Here is a 22,791-nt window from a genome sequence, read left to right on the forward strand (position 1 = left end):
AATATCTCCACGAAACTTTGTGGAATCATTGCTGTCAACCGCAAGATCGATAGACATGACCGAGACAGGATGTGCGCGCGCACTGCAAAGACCGGACCGTTCCGCCGGACGGCGCAGCGGGACGGCGCCGGGCCGGTCAGCGGGCCTAGGCTGGGTGGCGCCGCGCCCGCGTCCGGCGCCCGCCGCCGACCGGAACCCCCCTGCGACCGGAACAGATCTGATGGAGCCCACCGACTTCCCCACGATCCGGCCCGAGCCGGCGCGGGAGCCCGACCTCGCCTCCGTCACCGGAGCCGAGGACCTGCTCGGCGCCGTCTTCGACCAGATGCCGGTCGGCGTGGTCGCGGTCAAGCCGGACGGGGTGACCACCCTGGTCAACCAGTGGGCCACCGACTTCTTCGAGCCCTTCGAACAGGACGCGGAGTCCGGCGGCATGCGGATGGACTGGAGCCGCATCGCGCATCCGGACGGCCGCTCGGTGCGCCCCGGCACGCTCCCGCTGGAACGCTGCATGGCCGCGGGCGAGGTGGTCGAGCCGGAGGAGTACGTCTACCACGGCCGCCGCGGCGACAAGACCATCTCGGTGGACGCCTTCGCCGTGCGCGGCGAGGACGGGCAGGCGCTCGCCTACGTCTCCACCGTCATCGACCTCACCCAGACCAGGGCCTTCCTCGACCAGCTCGGCGAGATCCAGCAGGAGCTCGACACCCACGTCAGCGAGCTCAACCGGGTGCACGGCCTGATCGAGCGGCTCTCCAGCCGCTCCGATCTCAACTCGCTGCTGGCCGAGACCGTGGACGTGGTGGCCGAGCTCGACGGCGCCGACGCGGTGCTGATCGTGCTGGCCGAGCCGGACACCGGCGACCTGCAGATGGTCGCCTCGCACGGGCTGCTCGACGAGCACGTCGCCCGGGTCAACGCGCTCGACCCGCAGTTCCTCTACACCTCGCAGCGGGCCATGCTGGGCCTGCCGACCAACATCGTCGACGTCAGCGGCGAACCGGGGCTGCCGGAGAGCTACCGCGAAGTCGCGCTCGCCCTCGGCGCGGTCTCCCTGCACAGCCTGCCGCTGCGCTCCACCGACGGCGCCGTGCTCGGCTCGGTGGTCTCGCTCTTCCGCCGGGTGCGCATGCCCAGCCCGCACACCCTCCAGCTGATCGAGACCTGCGGGCGCATCATCGCCCAGCTGATCGTCAACGCCCGGATCCGGGCCCGGGACCGGGACGTGGCCTCCGCACTGCAGCGCGGCATGATGCAGACCCGGCTGCCGCAGCCGCCCGGGTTCGAGATCGCCGCCTGCTACCGGGCCGGATCCACCGGCATGTACGCCGGCGGCGACTGGTACCAGGTGTCCGTGCTCGGCGACGGCCGGCTCAGCCTCGTCATCGGCGACGTGGTCGGCCACGGCATCGAGGCGGTCGGCACGATGGGCCAGATGCGCTCGGCTGTGCGCGCCTACACCCTGCCGGCCGAGGGCACCGTCCCGCCCGGCCCGCTCGAGCTCGTGGACCTGCTCGACCACTGGTGCGTGGCCACCGGCCTCGGCGAGTCCTCGACCATGTGCGTGGCCGAGATCCAGCCGTCCAGCCGCCGTTGCGTGCTGGCCGGGGCCGGGCACCCGCCGCCGCTGCTGCTCGGACCGGACGGGCCGAAGTACGTGTACGAAGAAGCCCTCGGCGCGCCGCTCGGCCTGCTCGCGCTGACCGGCCAGGCCCGCGCGCTGAGCCTGGATCTGGCGCCCGGCTCGATGCTGCTCTTCTACACCGACGGCCTGATCGAGCGGCGGGGCGAGGACATCGACACCGGCCTCGCCCGGCTCGCCGAAGGCGCCCACCGGATCCTCGGCGATCCCTCCGGCGCCGATCTGTCGGCGCTGTGCGAACGGATCGTGGCCGAGTGCGCGCCGGAGGACATCACCTCCGACGACGCCGCGCTGCTCATCCTGCGCGTGTACGACTGACCTCGGCCAGGTTCGCAGGCAGGCCCCGCCCGACGCGGCGTCAGGTCCGTTCGTACTCCGCGCTCCCGCTCTGGCGCAGGTACTCGCGCGCCTGGGCCAGCGGCAGCGCGGGGGAGAAGAGGTAGCCCTGTCCGTAGTGGCAGCCCGCGTCGGTCAGCATGCTTCGCTGCCGCTCGGTCTCCACGCCCTCGGCCACGACGTGCAGGCCGACGGTGTGGGCGATGCCGATGATGCCGTGGATGAGGTCGGCGCGCAGCTGCGAGGTCTCGATCGCCTCCACGAAGGACCGGTCGATCTTCAGGGTGTGGAACGGGAGCTGGTGCAGGTAGCTCAGCGACGAGTATCCGGTGCCGAAGTCGTCGATGGCCAGGCGCACGCCGAGCGAGTTGATCTCCTCCAGCACCGCGCCGCCGTCCTCCCGGCCGAGCACCGCGCTCTCGGTCAGTTCCACCACCAGAGCGTCCGCCGGCAGCCCCGCGTCCTCGAGCGCGCCGGTCACGTCCGCGGCCAGACCCGGCACGGCGAACTGGCGGGCCGAGATGTTCACCGACATGCGCACGTGCTCGGCTCCCGGCTCGCCGCGCAGCAGGGCCGCGTCGTGGGTGGCCTGGCGCAGGATCCACCGGCCCAGCGGCACGATCAGCCCGGTCTCCTCGGCCAGCGGGATGAACTTGTCCGGCGGCACCACCCCGCCGTCGTCCTTCGGCCAGCGCACCAGCGCCTCGAAGTAGACGATCCCGCCGGTGCTCAGGTCCACCACCGGCTGGTAGTAGAGGACGAACGCGTTCTGCTCGATCGCCGTCTCCAGGTCGCGGTGCAGCCGCGCGTGCTCCAGCCGCAGCTCGAGCATCTCCGGCTCGAACCGGTGCCAGGAGTTGCGCCCCGGCATCCGCGCCGCCTCCAGCGCCAGGCGCGCGTCCCGGATCAGGTCCTCCGAACGCCGGTCGTCCCGGGCGGTGGCGATCCCGACGCTGGAGGTCACCGCGAGCTGGCCGACCGGCAGGTCGAAGGGCTCCGAGACCAGCCGGGTCAGCTCCTCGGCCGCCTGCACGCACTCCTCGGGCGAGCCGGTCGCCGTGGTGCGCAGCACGGCGAAGGTGTCCGCGTCGAACCGGGCCACCTCGAGGTGGCCCGGCTGCTCGGCCAGCCGGCGCGCGAGCGTGATCAGGATGACGTCGCCGATGTCGCGCCCGTGCACCTCGTTGAGCTCGCGGAAGTCGTCCACGTCCAGCTGCAGCACGGTCGGCACCGGCCCGTTCGCGGTGACCCGGGCGACCTCGAGCTCGACCCGGCGGTGGAACTTCAGCCGGTTGCCGAGTCCGGTGAGCGTGTCGTAGTAGGCGTGGTACTTCAGGTCGCGCTCGAGCCGGCGCTGGGTGGTCACGTCCCGCACGGTCAGCACCAGCCCGCGCACGGTCGGGTTGTCGCGCAGGTCCGAGCAGACCGCCTCGAGCTCGAGCCGGCCCAGCCCGGGCCGGTCCAGCGCCCAGTCCGTGCGCACGGTGGACTCGTTGCCGGGGCTGACCGGCTCGGCCAGCTCCCTGGCCACCCAGGCCGCGTTGTCCGGGCCGAACAGCTCGGCCGGGGTGGCCGACGCGGGGTCGTCGGTGCCGAACAGCTCCGCGGCCGAGGGACTGGCGTAACGCACCCGGCCGGACTGCTCGATGATCAGGATCGCGTCCGAGGCGTTGTCCACCAGCGCGCGGAAGTAGGCCTCGTTGTCCCGGCGGCTGATCTCCCGGGTCAGCCCGAGCCGGCTGAGCGCGAGCGAGCCCTGCGACACCAGCACCCGCAGGGCGTTGGCGTACTCGCCGAGCCTGACCCGCTCGTCGGCCACGCCGAGGGTGAGCCGGCCCGTGTCGTCGCCGTCGGCGTCCGGGGCCTTGATCACCGCGTGCCGCCGCGCCCCGAAGTAGGCCGCGACCCAGGCCGAGGGCGAGCGCGCGGTCACCGCGTGCGGCGGCTCGCCGGGCGCCCGGTTCGTGGCCACCAGCACGTCCGAGCCGTCCGACGCGGCGACCGCGACCGCGCCGGGACCGGCGCCGGACAGCTGCCCGGCGGTGTCCAGCACGGTGCTCACGATCTGGTCCGGCCCGTTCGCGGCCACCAGCCGGTCCCCGGCCCGGCTCAGGTTGCGCGAGTTGCGCATCCGCGCGTTCGCCTGGGCCAGCGTTACGGTCAGCCGGGCCACCAGCAGCAGTGCGATCACCGCGCCGAACACCACCAGGGTCAGGCCGTCGTAGTGGCGGTGGGTGAGCTGGTCCACCACGCCGACCACCGGCGCGGCCAGTACGGCGCCGCTGAGCACGATCGCGCTGCGCAGAGCCGGGGCGGTGTCGGTCGTGCTGATCGGGCGGGAGATCTCGCCGGCCGACGCGCTCAGCGCCGCCGCACCCCAGGCGCCGAGGCCGAAGAGCCAGACCACGCCCTGCAGCGTGTCGCGCACCGACCCGCGGGCCGCCTGCACCGCGCCGAGCTGCACCAGGCTGTAGACGATGTCCGCGCCCAGCATCATCGCCGTGCCGATCACGAGCAGCCACACGACGCTGGGCCGGGAGCGCGGCGCGGGGTAGAGCAGGCGGCTGAGCACCACCAGGATGAAGGCGTCGCCGAGCGCGTAGACGATCGCGATGGCCCGGACCGTGGTGGACGGCAGCGAGCTCGCGGCCAGCGGCACCACCAGCAGCTGCCAGGTGAACAGGCTGATCGCGGCCAGCACGATCATGGCGTCGAGCAGCCGCGCCCACATCGCCAGCGGGCTGCCGCGCATGGCCATGATCAGCACGGCGAACGCGGCCAGCGGGTAGGCCACGCAGATCACGAAGTCGAAGACGTTGGGCACCCGGCCGGCCAGGTTCGCCGAGACCGCCTCGGCCAGCAGGTCGTAGCTACTGGCCAGCAGCAGCAGCCCGGCCAGGCTGAGCAGCCGCCAGGCCCGGCGCTCGGCCAAGCGGTTGAGGTTCGGCCCCAGCCAGATCGCCGCCACGATGCTCAGCCCCGCCAGGCCCCACAGCCAGGACCGGGCCGTCCCGCCGCCGACCGCCGCGCCGGTCGCGACGAGCACCGCGACCAGGGCGAGGTAGCCCGCCCGGACGAGATCGGGGCCCGTCCAGCGGGCGGACGGGCCTCGACCGTTCGTATGCGCGGGCAGCTGCTCAGCCACCGCGGACCGCCCGCCTCTCGCGGGCTCGGCTGCGCAGGCTCGGGCACAGGGGCATAGCCCCATCTTCGGCGCCGGGCGAGGGGGCGGACGATCCGGCCGACCCGTTAGAGGGAAGGCAGGTGGGGGCGGACGATCCGGCCGACGCCCCCAGTTGGAGAGGGAAGGCAGGTGGGGCGGACGATCCGGCCGACCCGTTAGAGGGAAGGCAGGTGGGGGCGGACGATCCGGCCGACCCGTTAGAGGGAAGGCAGGTGGGGGCGGACGATCCGGCCGACGCCCCCAGTTGGAGAGGGAGGGCGGACCGTCCGCCACGATCGTCAGGCGGAGCAGGCGGCCCCGTTCAGGGTGAACGAGGTCGGCGAGGTGTCGCTGGAGGTGTACGTGCCGGTGAAGCCGATCGTCGCCGAGGAGCCGGCCGGGATGTCGGCGGTGTAGGAGGCGGGCGTGACGCTGACCGCCTCACCGCTCTGGGTGTAAGTGCCGCCCCACATGTTGTTGATCTTCTGGTCGCCCGGGAAGGTCCAGGCCAGCGTGTAGCCGTTGATCGGCGCGGTGCCGGTGTCGGCGACCACGACTTGCGCCTGGAACCCGCCCGACCACGAGTTCGTGACCGAGTAGGTGCAGGTGGCCGAGGACTTGCCGGTCGGCGCCGCGGAGGCCGAGGCGCCGGTGGAGCCCGAAGCCGAGGCCGAGGCCGAGGCCGAGGCCGAGCCGCTGGGCGGGGCGGTGCCGTTCTGCGCGCCGGGCAGCGGGAACTCGATCGAGGCCAGCAGCGACTGTTTCGCCGCGCTCACCGGCGTCGGATCGTAGCTGCCGTCCAGCAGGCTGAAGGAGTCCTCGCCGTTCAGGGCCCAGTAGGTCCAGCCCATCCACTTGTTGCTCGCGATGTAGGAGACCAGCGACGAGAACCACTGGCCCTGTGAGCCCGCGGCGCTGCTCGAGACGTCGCTCGCGGTGTTGTCGGTGCCGAACTCGCCCACCCACACCGGCGCGATGCCCTGGGTGTAGATGTAGCCCCAGTTCTGGTTCCACACCGCGTCCAGGCTGGCCGAGGTGGTGGAGGAGTTGAACCAGGTCTGCTGGAACAGGCTCGGGCCGTAGTCGTGCGCGGAGTAGACCACGTGGCCGGCCGAGCTCAGCGTGACAGGGTACTGAGCCACGCCCTCGAGCTCGCCGCCCCACCAGGTGGAGTCGTAGCCGCCGGAGGCGGCGCTGTCCGGGTACTCGCTGATGCCCTCGCAGAAGATCAGGGCATTGGGATCGACCTTGAGGATGGCGTTGCCCGCGGCCTCATAGGCCAGCCGGATGTCCGTGCTGGTGTTGCCGCTGCCCCAGGTGGCGCCGTTCGCGTACGCCACTCCGGTCGGCGTGTGCGGCTCGTTGCGCAGGTCGAAGCCGATCACGGTCGGGTTGCCCGCGAACATGGTGGCGATGGTGGTCCAGTCGTTGAGCCAGTCCTGGTTGGTATACGTGCTCGTATACCAGAGGCCGTTGTCCTCCGCCGACTCGCCGGCCTCGGACCGGTGGTCGTCCAGGATGACCTTGAGGCCGTCCTGCCCGGCGTAGGTGACGATCTTCTGCAGGTCCTGCAACGCGGTCAGGCCCTTGAGATCCAGGTTGATCGGCCCGGTGTTGTAGAACCCGATGTTCTGCGGCACGATCGGGGTCTGCACCATCTGGTTGGAGAACGGGATCCGGATGGTGTTGTATCCCAGCTTCTTGATATCGTCGATGACGGTGTGGTAGTCCTGCACCCACAGGCCGTGCGCGATCTCGTCCGGGGTCTCGAAGCCGTACCAGTTGATCCCGGCGATGCGCACCGGGGTGCCGTTCGCGTCCAGGATCTGGTTGCCCGAGGTGTGCCAGTAGCCAGCCCCGGCGCCGGTGGCCGCGGAGGTGGCGGCCGAGGCCGAGGGCAGGGTGACGAACAGCAGCGTGCCGAGCAGCGCCAGCACGGCGCCGACGGCGAGCGAGCACAGCGCGGCCGGGCGGGCACGGCCGCGAGGGGTCCCGTCGGAGAAGGTCATCGCATCACTCCCGGGGTAGGGTTCGCCGTCCGGCCGGGCGGCCGGTCTCGGCCGAGACGGAAGCTACCCGGCGCGCGCCGCCCGCTTACGCGGTGCGCGCCCCGGCGATCTCCGGCGGCCGCCGGCACCCGGCTGAGCTGCGCCGAAAGCCTCGGGAGCGGATCGTCGCAGGTGAAAATTTCACCTCTTCCCCCGTCACCGGCACCGCGCCCCCGGCCCGGTTCGTCCCTGTCCCGGGCCGGGCGCATCGGCCGGGCACCGCCCTGCAACAACAGGCCCCTGATAATCTCGGCACATGCCCTACGGCTATCTGATCACCGCGGTCCTCGCCACCCTGTGCACCCTGGTCGGCTATTTCGGCCGGCGCCGCCCGTTCGTCCTCGGCCTGCTCAGCCTCGTGCTCGGCGTGGTCTACAACGAGGCGCCGCTCGCGGTCTTCGCGGTGCTGGCCGGTTCGGTGCTCGCCAGCCTCGGCGAACCGGGGCTCGGCTCGGCGATCGGCTGGGTCGGCTCGGCGCTGTTCCTGGTGACGGCCGTGGGCCTGCTCGCCCTGGCGCTGCGCGGGGCGCGCACCGACCGGGTGATCGAGGCCGCGCTCGACGAGGGGTTCGGCGCCGATCGCCCGGTCGTGGCAGCCGGCCGGTCGCGCGTGCCCGCCTGGCTCGGCGCTTTCCGCTTCCCGTGGGTCTTCGGCCGACGGGGAGTGCGGCGCATCGCCGACCTCTCCTACGGCGAAGCCGGCCGGCGCAACCGCCTCGACGTCTACCGGCGCCGCGAGCCGGTCGAGAACGCGCCGGTGCTCATCCACCTGCACGGCGGCGCCTTCTTCCGCGGCAGCAAGAACATCGAGGCGCGCGCCCTGCTCTACCGCCTCGCGGCCGAGGGCTGGGTCTGCATCAGTGCGAACTACCGGCTGCGGCCGAAGGTCGGCTTCCCCGAGCACCTGATCGACGTGAAGAAGGTGCTGGGCTGGGTGCGTACGCACGGAACGGAGTACGGCGCGGACCCGGACACCGTGTACCTGGCCGGCACCTCGGCCGGCGGCCTGCTGGCCGCGCTGGCCGGGCTCACCCCGAACGAGCCGGTCTACCAGCCCGGGTTCGAGCACGTCGATACCTCGGTGACCGCGGTCATCTGCCTCGCCGGCTACTTCGGTAGGCCGGACGGAGACGAGTACTCCCCGTACCGGCACCTGACGCCGGACGCGCCGCCCTTCTTCATCGCTCACGGCAGCCACGACACGCTGGTGCCGCTGGCGGACGCCCGCCGTTTCGCCGACGCGCTGCACGCGGTGTCCGACCGGCCGGTCGTCTTCGCAAAGCTCCCCGGCGGCCAGCACTCCTTCGACCGCTTCAACTCGGCCCGCTTCAACGCCGTGGTCGACGGTGTGCGCGAGTTCGCCGCCCGGCTCGCCGCGCGGGGCTGAGCTCAGGCTTCCGGCAGCTTCGCGAGGAACGCCTCGAGCCGGTCGGCCAACTCGGCCGGCCGGCTCAGCGCCAGCAGATGCCCGCCGTCGATCGCCTCGGGCTCGATGCCCAGGCGCTCCCGGATCACCCGCTGCTGGAACTCCAGCGGGAAGAGCCGGTCGTCGCGTCCGACGATCGCCTTGATCGGGATCGAGGGCCACGCGATGAACTCGGCCGACTGGTCGAACGGGGTGGTGGCGGGGGTGCGCCCGCCCTTGGCCGCCTCCTCGCGCAGCGCGTCGGGCAGATCGTGGAAGAAGTGCGTCTCCACCGTGAACTCCGGGTCGCGCCCGGCGGCGCGGTCCGCCGCCACCCGGGCCTGCGGCTGGCCGGTCTGCGCCCACCACTCGCCCGGGGTCTCGCCCGGGATCGGGGTCATCGGGTTGAGCAGCACGAGCGCGCGCAAGGGCGTGCGGCTCGCCACGACCGGCGCGGTGAAGGCGCCCATGGACTGCGCGAGCAGCACCGTCTCCGGGTGGCCGGCCGCGTCCGCGAGCACCTGCCGGGCGTAGTCCTCGAGCCCGAGCCGGGGGTCGTCCTCGGCGATGTCCACCGCGATCGCTTCGTGGCCGCGGCCCTCGAGTTGTTCGACGAGCAGGTGGAAGTACCACGCCTCGCCGCCGGCTCCCGGAATGAGTACGAACCGTGCCATCCGCCCGCTCCCGTCGATGATCAGCTCCCTGGCACGGCCACGCTACCGCCCGGTTCGGACATTTCTCCGCAACCGCCGCTCCGTGCTTGACGGCGGTGCGCCGGGTCGGCATAGTCTGATTCTACTAGGAACCTAGTGGAATAGGAGTTGAGGTGATCGAGTTCCATCTCGACACACGCTCCGGCCTCGCCCCGTACCTGCAGATCGTCGGGCAGGTACGCCAGGCGCTGCTGCTGGGGCTGCTGGCGGAGGGCGACAAGCTGCCCACGGTCAAAGAGGTGGTCGCCAAGGTGGCGATCAACCCGAACACGGTGAGCAAGGCGTACCGCGAACTCGAGCATCTGGGCCTGGCCGCGGCCAAGCCCGGCGTCGGCACCTTCATCACCCGATCCCTGGGCCAGGCCTCGCTCGCCGAGCACGGCCCGCTGCAGCAGGAGCTGCGCGCGTGGCTGGGCAGGGCCCGCGCGGCCGGCCTGACCGAACCGGGCATCGAGGCGATGTTCCAGAGCACCTTCCGCGAGAACCCCGAAGAGGAGTCATGACCGCGGTACTTTCGGCCCACGCGGTGGGCAAGAGATACGGCCGGCGCCAGGCGCTGGCCGAGTGCACCCTGGAGATACCCCCCGGGCACGTCGTCGGCCTGGTCGGGCCCAACGGCGCGGGCAAGACCACCCTGCTCAAGCTCGCCTGCGGGATGCTCGCGCCGAGCAGCGGCCGGATCGAGGTGCTCGGCGCCTCGCCCGCGGCCGGTCCCGCGCAGCTGGCCCGGGTGGGCTACGTCGCGCAGGACACGCCCACCTACCGCGCGCTGAGCGTCGGCGACCATCTCAAGCTCGGCGCCAAGCTCAACCCGCGCTGGGACGCGAAGGCCGCCCACGACCGGATCCAGCAGCTCGGCCTCGACCCGAAGCAGAAGGCGGGCAAGCTCTCCGGCGGTCAGCGCGCCCAGCTCGCGCTGACCCTCGCCGTGGCCAAGCGGCCGGAGCTTCTGCTGCTGGACGAGCCGGTCGCCAGCCTCGACCCGCTCGCCCGCCGCGGCTTCCTCGCCCAGCTGATGGAGTCGGTGGCGGAGCACGAGACCAGCGTCATCCTCTCCTCGCACCTGGTCTCCGACCTCGAACGCGTCTGCGACTACCTGGTCCTGCTGGTCGCCTCGAGGGTCCTGCTCGCCGGGGAGACCGACGATCTGATCGCGCGTCACCACCGGATCGTGTGCACGCGGCGCGAACAGGCGGATCTGCCCCCGGGCCTGCGCGTCGTCTCGGCCACGCACACGGAGCGGCAGAGCACGTTCATCGTGCGCGGAGAGACCGAGCCGCCGGTCGGCGACTGGGCCGCCGAGCGCCTCGACCTCGAGGACTTGGTGCTGGCCTACATGGAGCGCGCCGCCCAGCCGGCCCTGAGAAGCGAGCCGACCGATCTGACAGGAGTCGCACGATGATCTGGCTGACCTGGCGTCAGTTCCGCGGCCAGGCGGCGACCGGTCTCGCCGTCCTCGCCGCGATGGTGCTCTACCTGGTGATCAGCGGCCTGGCGATACGCCACGCGGTCTTGATCGGTCACATCGCCTGCGTCTCGCAGGACGACTGCGGCGATTCGGGCTGGTCGTTCTTCTTCGCCCACACCGCGATATTCAACTTCACCCAGGTGCTGTTCCTCGCCGTGGTGGGCCTCGCCGGGATCTTCTGGGGATCCCCGCTGATCGCCCACGAGTTCGAGGCCGGCACGCATCAGCTCGCCTGGAACCAGAGCGTCACGCGCGGCCGCTGGCTCGTCGCCAAGCTCCTGGTCCTCGGTGCCGTCTCGATCGCGGTCGTCGGGCTTCTCGACGTGCTGATGGCGTGGTGGTCCCGGCCGCTCGACCCGATCGCGAAGACCCGGTACTGGGCCCAGGTCTTCCCCACCCACGGTTTCGTGGCGATCGGTTACGGCCTGTTCGCCTTCGCCACCGGCGTCACCGCGGGCCTCGTGCTGCGGCGCACGGTTCCCGCGATCGCGGTCGCGCTCGCACTCTTCGCCGGTATGCAGATCCTGATGCCGACGGTCGTGCGAGCGCACCTGGTGCCGCCGGCGACGCTCACCTATCCGATCGACCAGTCGATGGGGGACTTCACCAGTTGGGACTACGCGACCATGGGTCCGCAGCACTACATGCACTTCGGCGGGCTGCCGACACCGCAGGGTTCGTGGAAGCTGAGCGAGTCTCCGGTCGAGACCGCCGACGGCCGTCCGGTCGAGATGGCCGCCTACGCGAAGTGCTTCGTCGATCCGGCGGAGGGCACCGCGCAGGAGAAGGGCGGCGGCTTGGACCTGGGGCAGATCGGCACCTGCCTGGCCGGCTACCACCTGCACGAGAGCGTCACCTTCCAGCCCGCGGACAACTACTGGCCGATGCAGTGGGCTGAGACGGGGGTCTTCACCGGGCTCGCGCTGCTGATGTCAGGCTTCTGCTTCCTGTGGGTCCGGCGCCGCTGAAGCGCCCGTCGGGGCGGTCCGGCGCGGCTTGAGGGCGGCGAAGCGCTGCTCGGTCTCGCGCAGCAGCCGCTGCCGGTCCGCCGAGTCGCGTTCGGTCACCCGGTCGTAGTTGACCCAGGTCAGATCCTTGACGCCGATCTTGGCGAAGGTGCCCTTGAACAGGATCTTCGTCAGCGGGTCGCGGTACCACCAGCGGTAGGCGGCGTGCGGTGTGGTCATGATGGAGAGCACCGTGACGCCGCCGAGCCGCGGCATCAGGTTGCGGAACGGATTGCCCTTGGCCGCGGGCAGTTCGTCGAAGACGACGCCCTTGGTCAGCACCCGGTCGAGGAAGCCCTTGGTGGCCGCCGGCATCGCCTCCCACCACACCGGGAACGCGAACACGAGGTGGTCGGCCGCGAGCAGCCGCTGCTGGTAGTCGAGGACCTGCGGGTCCACCACCCGGCCCTGGCGCCAGGCGGCGAGGTCCTGCGCGTTCATCGCCGGGGAGAAGTCGTCGGCGGCCAGGTCGATCAGGTCGACCTGGTGCCCGGCCCGAGCGGCCCCGCCCATCGCGGCCGCGGCCACGGCAGCGGTGAAGCTGCGGCGGTGCGGGATGTTCTCGGCCGAGGTCAGCGTGTAGGGGTGGTCGAGGATCAGCAAGATGCGCATGGCGACGCTCCCGTGGTCAGGATCGGGGTGGACGGTTTCTCGTGCAACTGTTTCCTCTGCAACAGTTGCACTCGAAACCGTTGCTTGTCAAACAGGTGGGTATCCTGGCGGCATGGAGAGCACGCCGCTGCCCGACGACCTGGCCACGCTGTGGTTCCTCATCCGCCGTGTCGCGGGACTGATGGACCGGGGCGGGGAGGCGCTGTTCCAGCAGGAACTCGGCATCTCGCTGGCCCAGTTCCTGGTCCTGTCCGTGGTCGACGCCCACCCCGGGCCGCTCAACCAGCAGGGCATCGCCGACCGGCTCGGGCTGACCAAGGGCACGGTCAGCCGGCAGATCGACCAGGCGGTCGCGGCCGGCCTGATGAACGTCGAGACCTCCCCGCGCAACCGGCGGGAGAACACCGTCACCCTCACCCCGGCCGGCACCGACCTGGTCCGGCGCGGCGACACGGCCTTCACCCGTCAGCGTTCGGCGATCGTGTCCGCGGTCGATCCGGACGAGATGAAGGCCGCGATCAAGGTGCTCGGCTCGATGCACGACACGCTCAGCGGCGAATAGGGCCTGTCCGGCCGAGGTCAGCCTGTTGACGACCTGGCTCATCGAGGCGGGGGAGACCCGGTTAGGATCTTTCGCATACCTGAAGAGTCCGTTCGGCCAGAAGGATGCGAAGCCATGCCCGCAAACCCCCTCGGTGTCGCGCTGCGCAACCGGCGTGCCGGCCAGCACACCCTCGTCTGGGCCCGCCCCGAGCTGGCGGCCTCGGAGAACTTCGCCCTGACCAGCCCCGTGTTCGAGCACGGAGGCCCGATCCCGGCGGCTTACCGCGGCCGGCTGTTCGGCGCGAACGTCTCGCCCGCCCTGGCCTGGACGCCGCCGCCGTCCGGCACGGCCGAACTCGTGCTGATCGCGCAGGACCCGGACGTCCCCTTCGGCAAGCCGGCGACCCACGCGCTCACCCTCGGCATCGACCCGGCGCTCGGCGGCCTGCCGGACAACGCGTTCGCCCACCCCAGCGACGTTCCCGGCCTGCGGCACGGCAAGGGTCCGCTGGGGCGCCGCGGCTGGGCCGGCCCCATGCCGATCAAGTCGCACGGGCCGCACGCCTACGTCTTCCAGCTCTTCGCCGTCGATCAGGCCCTTGAGTTGCCCGCCTCGTTCACCCTGGACCAGGTGGTCGCCGCCATCGCCGGGCATGTGCTGGGCCGCGCGCGGCTCGACGGCACCTACGAGATCCGCTGAGCTGCCTGCTTAGCGCAAGGCTCCGGCGCGCTCGGCGGCGTAGTCCGCGAGCGAGCGCGGGTCATGACCGGTGATCTGCCGGACGGCGTCGGTCACCGGCGTGTTGAGTCCATCGCGGATGAGCGTGTGCAGTCCCTGCTGCCAGATGACGAACCGTTCGTTCAGACCGGCCGCGCGCAGTTGATCAGAGTGCTGCTGCGGGTCGAGGGCGACGTAGGCCAGCTCGCGGTCGGCGGCGGAACCGAGCACGGCGAGCGCTTCGGTGTAGGTGAGCGACTGCGGGCCGGTCAGGTCGTAGGTGCGGCCTCCGTGCCCGCCGCGGACGAGGGCTATCGCGGCGACCTCGGCGATGTCGCGGGTGTCGATGAAGCTGAGCGCGGCGTCTCCGTCGGGCAACTCCAGCACGCCCTTGTCCCGCAGTGGCGAGGTGAAGGCACCGTCGCCGAAGTTCTGCTGGAACCAGTTGGGCCGCAGGATGGTCCACTCCTTCCCGGAGTTCCGCACGTCCTGCTCCCAGCCGGCCATGGGGACGACCTCGGGCAGCCGGTCGGCGCCGAGCACCGAGAGCAGCACGACCCGGCGGACCCCGGCCGGCTCGGCCAGCAGCTCGCGCACCAGGACGTCGGCGTCGGGCTGAGCGGTCGGGCCGACGATGTAGAGCCCTTCCGCGTCGCCGAGCGCGTCGGCCCAGGTGCCGCGGTCGGTCCAGTCGAAGCGCACCGGCACGACGCCGTCGGCCGGGGCTCCGGGGGTGCGCCCGCCGGCGCGGACCGTCGCGCCGAGAGAACGCAGCGCGCCGGTCACCTGAGTGCCGGTCTTTCCGCTGGCACCGATCACCAGGACTTCCATGTCATCGCTCCCTGATTCGTAGTCTCGCAGGACTCTTCGTTTCCGACGTCTCCTACGCTACGTCCCTATGGCCGGACGATGAATGTCCTGAGATCCGTGAAACATGTCTGATCGTCCGGCATCCGGCGCTAGCATGAGCGCATGGATGTGCTCGCCGGCGCCCTCGCGGCGATGAGCGTCGGGCCGGCCCGCTCCGCCCGCACCGAGGTGCACGCCCCGTGGGGTCTTCGCTTCCGCGAGGTCGGCGGCTCGACCTTCCACGTCGTGCTGGCCGGCGGCTGCTGGCTGCTGCCCGACGCGGCCGGCGCCCCGCTGCGCCTCGAAACCGGCGACGTGGTGTTCCTGCGGCACGGCAGCGCCCACGGCCTGGCCGACGATCCGGCCACGCCGTTGCGGGATTTCGCACCCGCCGGCTGGCAGCCCGGCACGATGATCGGCAGCGTCGAGATCGCCGGCTCCGGTCCTCGCGCGCTGTTGCTCTGCGGCGCCTACCAGCTCGGCCGAGCCCGTCCGCATCCGCTGCTGCGGGATCTGCCCGAGCTCCTGCACCTGCCGGCGGCGCAGGTGCGCAGCCGCGGACTCCCGGGAGCCGTCGAACTCCTCGGATCAGAACTCGAACAGCAGCGCCCGGGCCGGGACGGCATCGTCCCGGCCCTCGTCGACGCGATGCTGCTGCTGATCCTGCGCACCTGGTTCGAGGTGCGCGCCGGAGACGAGCGCCCGACCGGCTGGGCCGCCGCGATCGACGACCCGGCCGTCTTCGGTGCGCTGGCCGACCTGCACGAGCGGTGTGAGCGGCCCTGGACCGTCGCGGAACTCGCCGACCGGGCCGGAATGTCCCGGTCGGCCTTCGCGCACCGTTTCACCGCCTTGGTCGGCATCCCTCCGCTGGCGTACCTGACCTGGTGGCGGATGACCGCTGCCGGGCGGCTGCTGCAGGAGTCCGACGTCCCGCTGAGCGCGGTCGCCCGGCAGGTCGGCTACACCTCGGAGTTCGCCTTCGCCAAGGCGTTCAGGCGCGAGTACGGACTCGCGCCGGGACGTTTTCGGCGTTCAGCGGGGGAAGGTCAGGGCGCGGGCGTGGCGGCCGGGAAGTCGGCTATGGGGCAGTAGTTCGGCTGCGTCGGATCGTACGCGTGCAGGCCGATGGCAATGCCCTGCTGCGGACTCGTGTTCACCGGCTGCGCGTCGTCGACGAGGACGAGGGCGTGCCAGCCGGTGATCGACGCGGTGTAGAGCGTGCAGTTGTCGATCACCTTGGTGTGCTGGCGGATCGTCGCGATCGCCCGGCTCTGGACCCAGGTGGAGGAGTAGCTCGGGTCCGCCTCGAGCAGGTACAGCTCGTTCGCGTCGCTCGGGCTCACCGCCCAGAAGGACTCGCCGGCGGTCAGGTAGACGTCCGAGATCGACACCACGTCGTCGCTGTCGAGCGCGATGAAGCTGATATCGGGATCGGAGAAACCCGTCGTCCCCTGATGCGTCGGAGTCTTGATCTGGACCTCGGACGTGCCGTAGTCGGCCTGGATCGAGTACTTGCCGGTCTTCGCGTCGGTGACTTCGGGATCGTAGGTCTGCGGCACGCTTTCCGTGCCCGTGTTCGAATCCACGGCCATGAAATCCGTGTATCCGGCCCCGTAGGTGCTGGCGCCGAGATAGGTGCCGGCGGAATTGTAGAGGTAGAGCTCGTAGTTCGAGGTCGTGGTCGGGATTATCGCCGTCACCGACCAGTAGTCCCAGGTCGCGGTGTACTGGTAGTTCTGGGCGGCCGTGCCGGTGCTCACCCCGCCGTTGGCCAGAGCCGTGTTCGCGCTCGCCGTCTGGGCGGTCGCGGCCACCAGCACGAGCGCCGCGCCGACGTATCTCAGCCTTCGACTGACTTTCATGGTACCCCCTTGACTTCAAGATCCTCGATCACCGCGTGTGTCGAGGAGCAGGCGGAGCGTACCACCGGGCGCCGACACCGGACACGGGTGCGGCCGGTCCGGTCCGAGCGGTCGCGGGCACTGATACCCAAGCCATGATCCGCAATTTCTTGCTGCATTGCTTGCAGATATTTCGAAAGTTCCAACGACTCGCGTTCGGGATATCTGAGCACGTACGCCGCCTTCAACATGATCTCGCCGTGGATGGTCGGACGCATCAGCACCGCAGCGGACTCGGGCAGCTTCTACAACAACGTCAACGTAGGCGACCAGTCGTAGTGCAACTCCAACGGCATCGACTACCAGCCCTGCGTCCTGCCCGGCGACCTCTCGGCCAACCAGCGCGCCCACGGCGACTTCATGTGGGAGCAGTTCTACAACATGGTGCGCGTGGGAGCTCAGGGCATTTACATCTCGATGTTCGACGAGTTCGGCGAGGGTAACCAAATCGTCAACACCGCGCCCGACCAGTCGACCGTGCCCACCAACTCAGGCCTCTACGCCCTCAACGAAGACGGCACCGCCTGCTCCGCGGACTACTACATGCGTCTCACAGGTGACGGCGGACGCATGCTCAAGGGCCAGATCGCGCTCACCAACGTCCGCCCGACACAGCCTGTCGTCGGCACGACCACTCCGCCGCCCGCGAACGCGAATCTCGCGCTGGGCAAGCCGACCAGCGCCAGCGGTTCCACACAGGGCTACGTCCCGGCGAACACCGTGGACGGGAATCCGAACACGTATTGGGAGTCCGCGGACAACGCGTTCCCGCAGTGGTTGCAGGTGGACCTCGGCTCAGCCGTCTCGATCGGCTCGATCACGTTGCGCTGCCGCCGTCTTCGTCTTGGGCGACGCGTACGCAGACGATCCAGGTTCTCGGTAGCACGGACAACTCGACGTTCACCTCGATCGTCGGGGCGACGGGCTACACCTTCAATCCGTCCACCGGTAACTCGGTGAGCATCACGCTGCCGTCGACCACGACGCGCTATGTGCGGCTGAGCTTCACCGCGAACACCGAGTGGCCGGCCGGGCAGATCTCCGAGTTCCAGGTCTACGCAGGGTGAAAGGCGCGAGCGCGCCATGACAGACTGGTCGGATGGAAGATCAGCTTTCCGGTAATGACCTCGTCACAGACCTGCGCACCGCGCTGCGCGGCTGTGCCCGACGCCTGTCAGGCGCGCCCGCCACGACCATGGGCGAGAGCCTGTCCGCCCTGGTGGCGCGCGCGGGCGAGCTTGTCGGCGGCGACGGGGGAGCGTTGCTGGACGAGCGGCCCGACGTGTACGGCGACGGCGTCGTCGCCATGCTCGAACGCCGCGTCGCCGACCTGCTCGGCAAGCCGGCCGCCGCATACTTCCCCACCGGGACCATGGTCCAGCAGGTCGCCCTGCGCTGCTGGGCGCTGGAGACCGGCAGCGACGTCCTCGCCACGCACCCGCTCTCGCACCTCGAGGTGCACGAGCGGCACGCCTACCGCGACCTCACCGGGCTGCGAGGGGTCTGGCCGACGGCCGAGCCGCGCAACCCGACGGCCGCCGACCTGCGCTCCATCGCCGAACCGTTCGGCACGCTCAGCGTCGAACTGCCGCTGCGCGACGCCGGGTTCCTGCTGCCGGAGTGGGACGAGCTGGCGGCTGTCGCCGACGCCGCCCACAAGCGCGGAGCCCGAGTCCACTTCGACGGCGCCCGGCTGTGGGAGTCCGCGGTCCACTACGCCCGCCCGCTGTCGGAGGTCGCCGATCTGGCCGACTCCGTGTACGTGTCCTTCTACAAGTCGCTGGGCGGCGTCAGCGGCGCGGCCGTGGCCGGGCCGGAGGAATTCGTCGCCGGGCTCAAGGAGTGGCGCCACCGCTACGGCGGCCAGGTCTTCCAGCAGTGGCCGACCGTGCTGAGCGCGCTGATCGGACTGGACCGGGAGCTGCCGCGGCTGCCCGAGTACGTCGCCCACGCCAAGACCGTGGCGGCCGCGCTCGCCGAGGTCGGCGCCGACGTCCGCGGCGTACGCGTCCACCCCGAGCCGCCGCACACCCACCAGTTCCGGCTGTGGGTCCCGTTCGACGCCCGTGCGATGCGCCGCGCCGGTATCGAGCAGATCGCGCAGACCGGCACCGGGCTGTTCGAACGCTGGGCCCCGGGGCAGGCGCCCGGAACCGCGTACACCGAGGTCACCGCCGCCACGGCGGCGCTCGCCTGGAAACCGGCGGAGATCAGCGCCGCGCTCCGCGACCTCCTGGAGCGCGCGGAGCCCGGCGGGTCGGAGGCTTGACCCGCCGGGCCGCGCACGGCTCGGTGCTCAGCCCACCGAGCAGGCCGCGCCGTTGAGCGTGAAGCCGGTCGGAGCCGCCGAGTTGCCGGTCTGGTTGGCGTTGAAGCCCAACGTGACCGTGCCGCCCGCCGGGATCGAGCCGTTGTAGCTCAGGTTGGTCGCCGACACGGCGCCGGACGTGCCGGTGAAGGTCGCGTTCCAGCCCTGGGTGATCACCTGGCCGGAGGCCAGGGTGAACTTCAGCGTCCAGCCGTTGATCGCGGCGCCGTTGTTGGTCACGGTGAGGTTCTCGGTCTCGCCGGTGTTCCAGGCGCTGATCGTGTCGGTCACCTTGCACGCGCCGGACCCGCCGCCGCCGGTGGTCGGGCCGGAGCTCGGCGAGGCCGAGGTCGCGGACGGCGACGGGCTCGCGCTGTGCGACGGGCTCGGGCTCGGGTTGCCGCCGGTGGAGGAGCCGTCGAGGCCGAAGAAGTGGATGGCGTCCTGCTCCATCCCCTGGCCCTCGATCGGCAGCACGTGGCCCTGGCCGGCGATGCTGTAGGCCTCGACCTCGATCGTGCCGGAGCCGTTGTCGTACCGGGTCCGGGTCCAGTTCGCGGCCGGGCTGTCAGTGGTGGTCGGCGTCGAGCTCACCCCGAGCACCGTCGTCCACTGCAGGATCTCCTGACCGAAGTTGTTGTAGTTCAGCGTGGTGTCGGCGGTGCCGTGCCACAGCTGCATCCGCGGCCGCGCGCCGGAGTAGCCCGGGTACGCGTTGTAGACCTGCTGGGCCCACTGCGCCCCGGTCATGGTGCTCTGGCCGTTGGCGCAGGCGGAGTTCCAGCCGTCCACGGTGCCGGTGTAGAAGCAGCCGAAGGGCACGCCCATGAACGCCGAGCCGGCCTGGAAGACGTTCGGGTAGTCGCCCAGCATGACGTTGGTCATCATCGCGCCCGAGGACGCGCCGGTGACGTAGACCCGGCTGGAGTCGCCGTTGTTGTGCTGCTCGACATAGGTGATCATCGACATAAGGCCGGCCGGGTCGCTGTTGCCGGTGTGCGACAGCGCCGCCGAGGACGAGACGTCCCAGCAGTTGCCGCTGCGGTTCGCGGTCGGGTAGATGACGATGAACCCGTACTGGTCCGCCAGCGAGGCGAACGCGGTGCCGGAGTAGAAGCCCGGCCCGGTCCCGGTGCACTGGTGCAGCGCGAGCAGGATGGCCGGGTGCGCCGAGACGTTGTTGGGTACGTACTCGTACATCAGCAGGTTGGTCGGGTTGGTGCCGAAGTTGGTGACCTGCACCAACGAGGCCGCGGCGGCGGTGGGCGCGCTCGCCACGACCGCGGTGATCGTGGCCGCCGCCGTGACGGCGGCGGTGAGCGCTGCTCCCAGCGCCCGCAATCTGTGTTTCATCCTGAGCTCCTGGTCCGAAAGATTTCGAACAGAACACTGATTCATCAGCCCTCGAGACGGTAGAACCACCGACCATCGGAGTCAAACACACAGCTAGCGAGGTTGAAAGCTTCCATGACAGGCGATGAAATTTTCAGTCATCCACGCCGTGATCGTCAGTCGGCCGTATGCTTATACTGAGCGCGATGACTGATATGCCTGGCCCGAAGCCCGGCCGCGCGCGCGGCGATGCCGGGGTGACCACCGCCGCCGCGATCGCGCGGCTGGCCGGGGTCTCCGTGCCCACGGTCTCGCGCGTGCTCAACGGAAAGGCCGGCGTGGCCCTGGCCACCCGCGAGCGGGTCGAGGCGGTGATCCGCGAGCACGGCTACCGCAGGCCGGAGACCGAGGCGCCGGCCGCGATCGTCGAGCTCGTCTTCCACGCCCTGGAGAGCCTGTGGGCGCTGGAGATCATCCGCGGTGTGGAGCGGGTGGCGCGGGCGAACGAGCTGGCCGTGGTGCTCACCGAGATGGAGGGCCGGCTCACCCCGGGCCGGGCCTGGACCGAGCAGGTGCTCGCGCGCCGCCCGGCCGGGGTGATCGCGGTCTTCTCCGAGCTGACCGTGGCCCAGCAGTCCAAGCTGGCCTCCCGCGGCATTCCGCTGGTGGTGCTCGACCCGACCGGAGAACCGCTGCACGAGACCCCGTCCGTGGGCGCGGCGAACTGGAGCGGGGGCCTGAGCGCCACCCGCCACCTGATCGACCTCGGCCACCGCCGGATAGCCATGATCAACGGCCCGGTGGTCTGGCCCTGCTGCCGGGCCCGGCTCGGCGGCTACCGCGCCGCGCTGGAGATGGCCGGGATCCCGGTGGACCCGGAGCTGATCCGCGACTCCACCCTCTACGTCGAGGGCGGCCTGCAGGACGGCGCCGCGCTGCTCGCCCTGCCGGACCCGCCCACCGCCGTCTTCACCGCCAACGACCTGCAGGCCCACGGCGTGTACGAGGCCGCCCGCCGGGCCGGCGTGCGCATCCCGGAGGACCTGAGCGTCGTCGGGTTCGACGACCTCCCCTTCTCCCAGTGGGCCGGCCCGCCGATGACCACCGTCCGCCAGCCGCTGGAGGAGATGGGCGCGGCCGCCGCGGAGATGATGCTGGCCATCGGCCGCGGCGAGCAGCCCCGGTTCACCCGGCTCGAGCTGACCACGGAGCTGATGGTGCGCCAGAGCACCGCGCCGCCGCGGAGCAGCTGACGGGAATCCACGTACTCGTATATGCTCGCGCGATGCGTAGAAGCCTGTTGTCGGCCGGCGCGGTTCTCGGAGTCGTGGTCGTGCTTTCCGGGTGCAGCAAGGAGAAACCCACGGCGCTGCCGGTCAACCTGGTCACCGCGACCGTGGGCGTCGGCTCCGTGACCGATGCCACCGCCTGCTCCGAGTTCGCCACCGCGTACCACAGGTTCCAGGCAGGCACCCTGCCGAACAACGGCACCGAAGACCGCTGGAGCGAACTGTCGGACGCCCTGGACGCGATCTACAGCGGTGAGACGCAGTTGAAGGATCTGAGCATCGACATCTCCCTCGTGCTGACGGACGTGAAGATCCTCGGTCTCGAGGCCGCGCAGTCGTCCGATCCCAAGGACTACGGCTCGTTCGACAGCGACGTCGCGCAGGTGGGCAAGGACTGTGGAAAGACGTTCACACCCATGGGTGAGATCTAGAGGCTCTCCCGCCCGCGCGTAAACCCGGTGGAGATCGGCTCGCGGGCATGGCAGGCTGCTGGTCCGTGTCCTTAGACAGAGTCCCGCCCATGCACGACGACGAAGCCGATATCGACGCGCAGCTGGTGGCGAAGCTCCTGGCCGGCCAGTTCCCGCAGTGGTCCGATCGGGTGCCGCGAGCGGTTCAGGAGTCGGGAACCGACCACGTCACCTTCCGGCTCGGCGACGACCTCGCGGCGCGGCTGCCGCGCACCGCGTACAACGCCGGGCAGTCGGAGCAGGATCTGCAGTGGCTGCCGAAGCTCGCCCCGCACCTGCCGCTGGCCGTGCCCGAGCCGATCGCCATCGGCGAGCCCGGCTGCGGATACCCGTACACCTGGGGCGTGTACCGGTGGCTGGAGGGCGCGTCCGTCTCGGCGGAGATGGCCTCGGACCGGCGGGCGGCCGCGGACCTCGCCGCGTTCATCTGGGCCCTGCGATCCCTGCACGTGGCCGGCGCCCCGCTGCCGCCGGAGACGCTCTACAGCCGGGGCAGGCCGCTGGCGCCGCGCGACGCGGCGACGCGCGAGGCGATCGACCAGCTGCGGGACGAGTTCGACCCGCACCGCGTGACAGAACTCTGGGAAGCCTGCCTCAGCGCGCCGGACTGGGCCGGTGAACCGGCTCTGATCCACTCCGACCTGATGCGCGGCAACATCCTGGCGCACGAGGGCCGGCTCAGCGCCGTCATCGACTTCGGCGGCCTGCGCGTCGGCGATCCAGCGGGCGACCTGCTGCCGGCCTGGTACGTCTTCGAGGGCGAGGCGCGGGCCGTCTTCCGCGCTGAAACAGATCTCGATGACGCTGCTTGGGCCCGCGGACTCGGCTGGGCGCTGTCGATCGAACTGCTCGCGATCCCCTACTACCGTGACCGGGCTCCGGAGCGCACTCGGCGTTCCTGCGCGCTGGTCGAGGCGCTGCTCGCCGAAAACCTGTGAGCGGCGGGCGGGGCGTGGGCCCCGCCCGCCGCCGTCGTGTCAGCGG

Annotated in this window: 19 protein-coding genes and 1 pseudogene; 13 read left to right on the forward strand and 7 right to left on the reverse strand. The window is 71.0% G+C overall.

Annotated features, from left to right (window positions below; genetic code table 11):
• Positions 1-220 precede the first annotated feature (220 nt).
• Positions 221-1,960 (forward strand): SpoIIE family protein phosphatase, encoded by a 1,740-nt coding sequence (locus tag ACTRO_RS41445; protein WP_034271987.1) that lies wholly within the window; start codon positions 221-223, stop codon positions 1,958-1,960.
• A gap of 40 nt (positions 1,961-2,000) precedes the next feature.
• On the opposite strand, the gene ACTRO_RS41450 is transcribed toward ACTRO_RS41445, so the two are convergent.
• Together ACTRO_RS41450 and ACTRO_RS41455 are read right to left on the reverse strand one after the other, a co-directional pair.
• Entirely contained in the window at positions 2,001-5,123 is a 3,123-nt protein-coding gene (locus ACTRO_RS41450) for a GGDEF domain-containing phosphodiesterase (protein WP_034271989.1), read from the reverse strand.
• Positions 5,124-5,440: 317 nt separating this feature from the next.
• Positions 5,441-7,150 carry a cellulase family glycosylhydrolase gene (locus ACTRO_RS41455; RefSeq protein ID WP_051452196.1) on the reverse strand — a complete coding sequence of 570 codons (1,710 nt, stop codon included), beginning with the start codon at positions 7,148-7,150 and terminating at the stop codon, positions 5,441-5,443.
• A gap of 295 nt (positions 7,151-7,445) precedes the next feature.
• Between ACTRO_RS41455 and ACTRO_RS41460 the strand changes: the two genes are divergently transcribed.
• The gene (locus ACTRO_RS41460; protein WP_034271991.1) at positions 7,446-8,576 is read left to right on the forward strand and encodes an alpha/beta hydrolase; all 1,131 of its coding nucleotides are present in this window, start codon (positions 7,446-7,448) and stop codon (positions 8,574-8,576) included.
• Between the two features lie 2 nt (positions 8,577-8,578).
• Here the strand turns inward: ACTRO_RS41460 and ACTRO_RS41465 are convergent, their stop codons facing one another.
• Positions 8,579-9,268, reverse strand: coding sequence for an alpha/beta fold hydrolase (locus ACTRO_RS41465; RefSeq protein WP_034271993.1), 690 nt, complete (start codon positions 9,266-9,268; stop codon positions 8,579-8,581).
• Positions 9,269-9,420: 152 nt separating this feature from the next.
• Here ACTRO_RS41465 and ACTRO_RS41470 point away from each other — a divergent pair, with 152 nt between their 5' ends.
• The 3 genes from ACTRO_RS41470 to ACTRO_RS41480 are packed head-to-tail and all read left to right on the forward strand — an operon-like array spanning position 9,421 to position 11,743.
• Positions 9,421-9,810 carry a GntR family transcriptional regulator gene (locus tag ACTRO_RS41470; RefSeq protein ID WP_034271995.1) on the forward strand — a complete coding sequence of 130 codons (390 nt, stop codon included), beginning with the start codon at positions 9,421-9,423 and terminating at the stop codon, positions 9,808-9,810.
• Positions 9,807-10,709, forward strand: a complete 903-nt coding sequence (locus ACTRO_RS41475; protein WP_034271997.1) for an ABC transporter ATP-binding protein — start codon at positions 9,807-9,809, stop codon at positions 10,707-10,709. Before ACTRO_RS41470 ends, ACTRO_RS41475 begins: the two co-directional genes overlap by 4 nt.
• Entirely contained in the window at positions 10,706-11,743 is a 1,038-nt protein-coding gene (locus ACTRO_RS41480; protein WP_034271999.1) for an ABC transporter permease subunit, read from the forward strand. The genes ACTRO_RS41475 and ACTRO_RS41480 overlap by 4 nt, the downstream gene beginning before the upstream one ends.
• On the opposite strand, the gene ACTRO_RS41485 is transcribed toward ACTRO_RS41480, so the two are convergent.
• Positions 11,708-12,394: an NAD(P)H-dependent oxidoreductase gene (locus tag ACTRO_RS41485; RefSeq protein WP_034272001.1), complete on the reverse strand. Its 687-nt coding sequence runs from the start codon at positions 12,392-12,394 to the stop codon at positions 11,708-11,710. The two genes, ACTRO_RS41480 and ACTRO_RS41485, sit on opposite strands and share 36 nt — an antisense overlap.
• Positions 12,395-12,506: 112 nt before the next feature.
• Here ACTRO_RS41485 and ACTRO_RS41490 point away from each other — a divergent pair, with 112 nt between their 5' ends.
• Positions 12,507-12,956 carry a MarR family winged helix-turn-helix transcriptional regulator gene (locus ACTRO_RS41490; protein ID WP_034272003.1) on the forward strand — a complete coding sequence of 150 codons (450 nt, stop codon included), beginning with the start codon at positions 12,507-12,509 and terminating at the stop codon, positions 12,954-12,956.
• 114 nt (positions 12,957-13,070) lie between these two features.
• Entirely contained in the window at positions 13,071-13,637 is a 567-nt protein-coding gene (locus ACTRO_RS41495) for a YbhB/YbcL family Raf kinase inhibitor-like protein (protein ID WP_034272005.1), read from the forward strand.
• A gap of 9 nt (positions 13,638-13,646) precedes the next feature.
• On the opposite strand, the gene ACTRO_RS41500 is transcribed toward ACTRO_RS41495, so the two are convergent.
• Complete coding sequence (locus tag ACTRO_RS41500; protein WP_034272006.1) at positions 13,647-14,486, reverse strand: NAD(P)H-binding protein; 840 nt, start codon at positions 14,484-14,486, stop codon at positions 13,647-13,649.
• A gap of 141 nt (positions 14,487-14,627) precedes the next feature.
• Here ACTRO_RS41500 and ACTRO_RS41505 point away from each other — a divergent pair, with 141 nt between their 5' ends.
• Positions 14,628-15,599, forward strand: a complete 972-nt coding sequence (locus ACTRO_RS41505; RefSeq protein ID WP_051452197.1) for an AraC family transcriptional regulator — start codon at positions 14,628-14,630, stop codon at positions 15,597-15,599.
• Here the strand turns inward: ACTRO_RS41505 and ACTRO_RS41510 are convergent.
• Positions 15,554-16,369 (reverse strand): hypothetical protein, encoded by an 816-nt coding sequence (locus ACTRO_RS41510; RefSeq protein WP_034272008.1) that lies wholly within the window; start codon positions 16,367-16,369, stop codon positions 15,554-15,556. The genes ACTRO_RS41505 and ACTRO_RS41510 overlap by 46 nt on opposite strands.
• 183 nt (positions 16,370-16,552) lie before the next feature.
• On the opposite strand from ACTRO_RS41510, the pseudogene ACTRO_RS50615 reads away from it, so the two are divergent.
• A pseudogene (locus tag ACTRO_RS50615) lies at positions 16,553-17,475 on the forward strand (discoidin domain-containing protein); the annotation flags it as partial.
• 32 nt (positions 17,476-17,507) lie between these two features.
• Positions 17,508-18,677 (forward strand): threonine aldolase family protein, encoded by a 1,170-nt coding sequence (locus tag ACTRO_RS41520; RefSeq protein ID WP_051452199.1) that lies wholly within the window; start codon positions 17,508-17,510, stop codon positions 18,675-18,677.
• 27 nt (positions 18,678-18,704) lie between these two features.
• Here the strand turns inward: ACTRO_RS41520 and ACTRO_RS41525 are convergent, their stop codons facing one another.
• Positions 18,705-20,069, reverse strand: coding sequence for an extracellular catalytic domain type 1 short-chain-length polyhydroxyalkanoate depolymerase (locus tag ACTRO_RS41525; RefSeq protein ID WP_034272009.1), 1,365 nt, complete (start codon positions 20,067-20,069; stop codon positions 18,705-18,707).
• Positions 20,070-20,254: 185 nt separating this feature from the next.
• Here ACTRO_RS41525 and ACTRO_RS41530 point away from each other — a divergent pair, with 185 nt between their 5' ends.
• From ACTRO_RS41530 to ACTRO_RS41540, 3 genes are all read left to right on the forward strand, one after another.
• Positions 20,255-21,301 (forward strand): LacI family DNA-binding transcriptional regulator, encoded by a 1,047-nt coding sequence (locus ACTRO_RS41530; RefSeq protein WP_051452200.1) that lies wholly within the window; start codon positions 20,255-20,257, stop codon positions 21,299-21,301.
• Between the two features lie 32 nt (positions 21,302-21,333).
• Positions 21,334-21,768: a hypothetical protein gene (locus ACTRO_RS41535; protein WP_157436740.1), complete on the forward strand. Its 435-nt coding sequence runs from the start codon at positions 21,334-21,336 to the stop codon at positions 21,766-21,768.
• 89 nt (positions 21,769-21,857) lie between these two features.
• A complete protein-coding gene (locus ACTRO_RS41540; protein WP_034272013.1) occupies positions 21,858-22,745 on the forward strand; it encodes an aminoglycoside phosphotransferase family protein in 888 nt (295 codons plus the stop codon).
• Positions 22,746-22,791 lie beyond the last annotated feature (46 nt).

The sequence above is a fragment of the Actinospica robiniae DSM 44927 genome (assembly GCF_000504285.1).
Lineage (GTDB): Bacteria > Actinomycetota > Actinomycetes > Streptomycetales > Catenulisporaceae > Actinospica > Actinospica robiniae.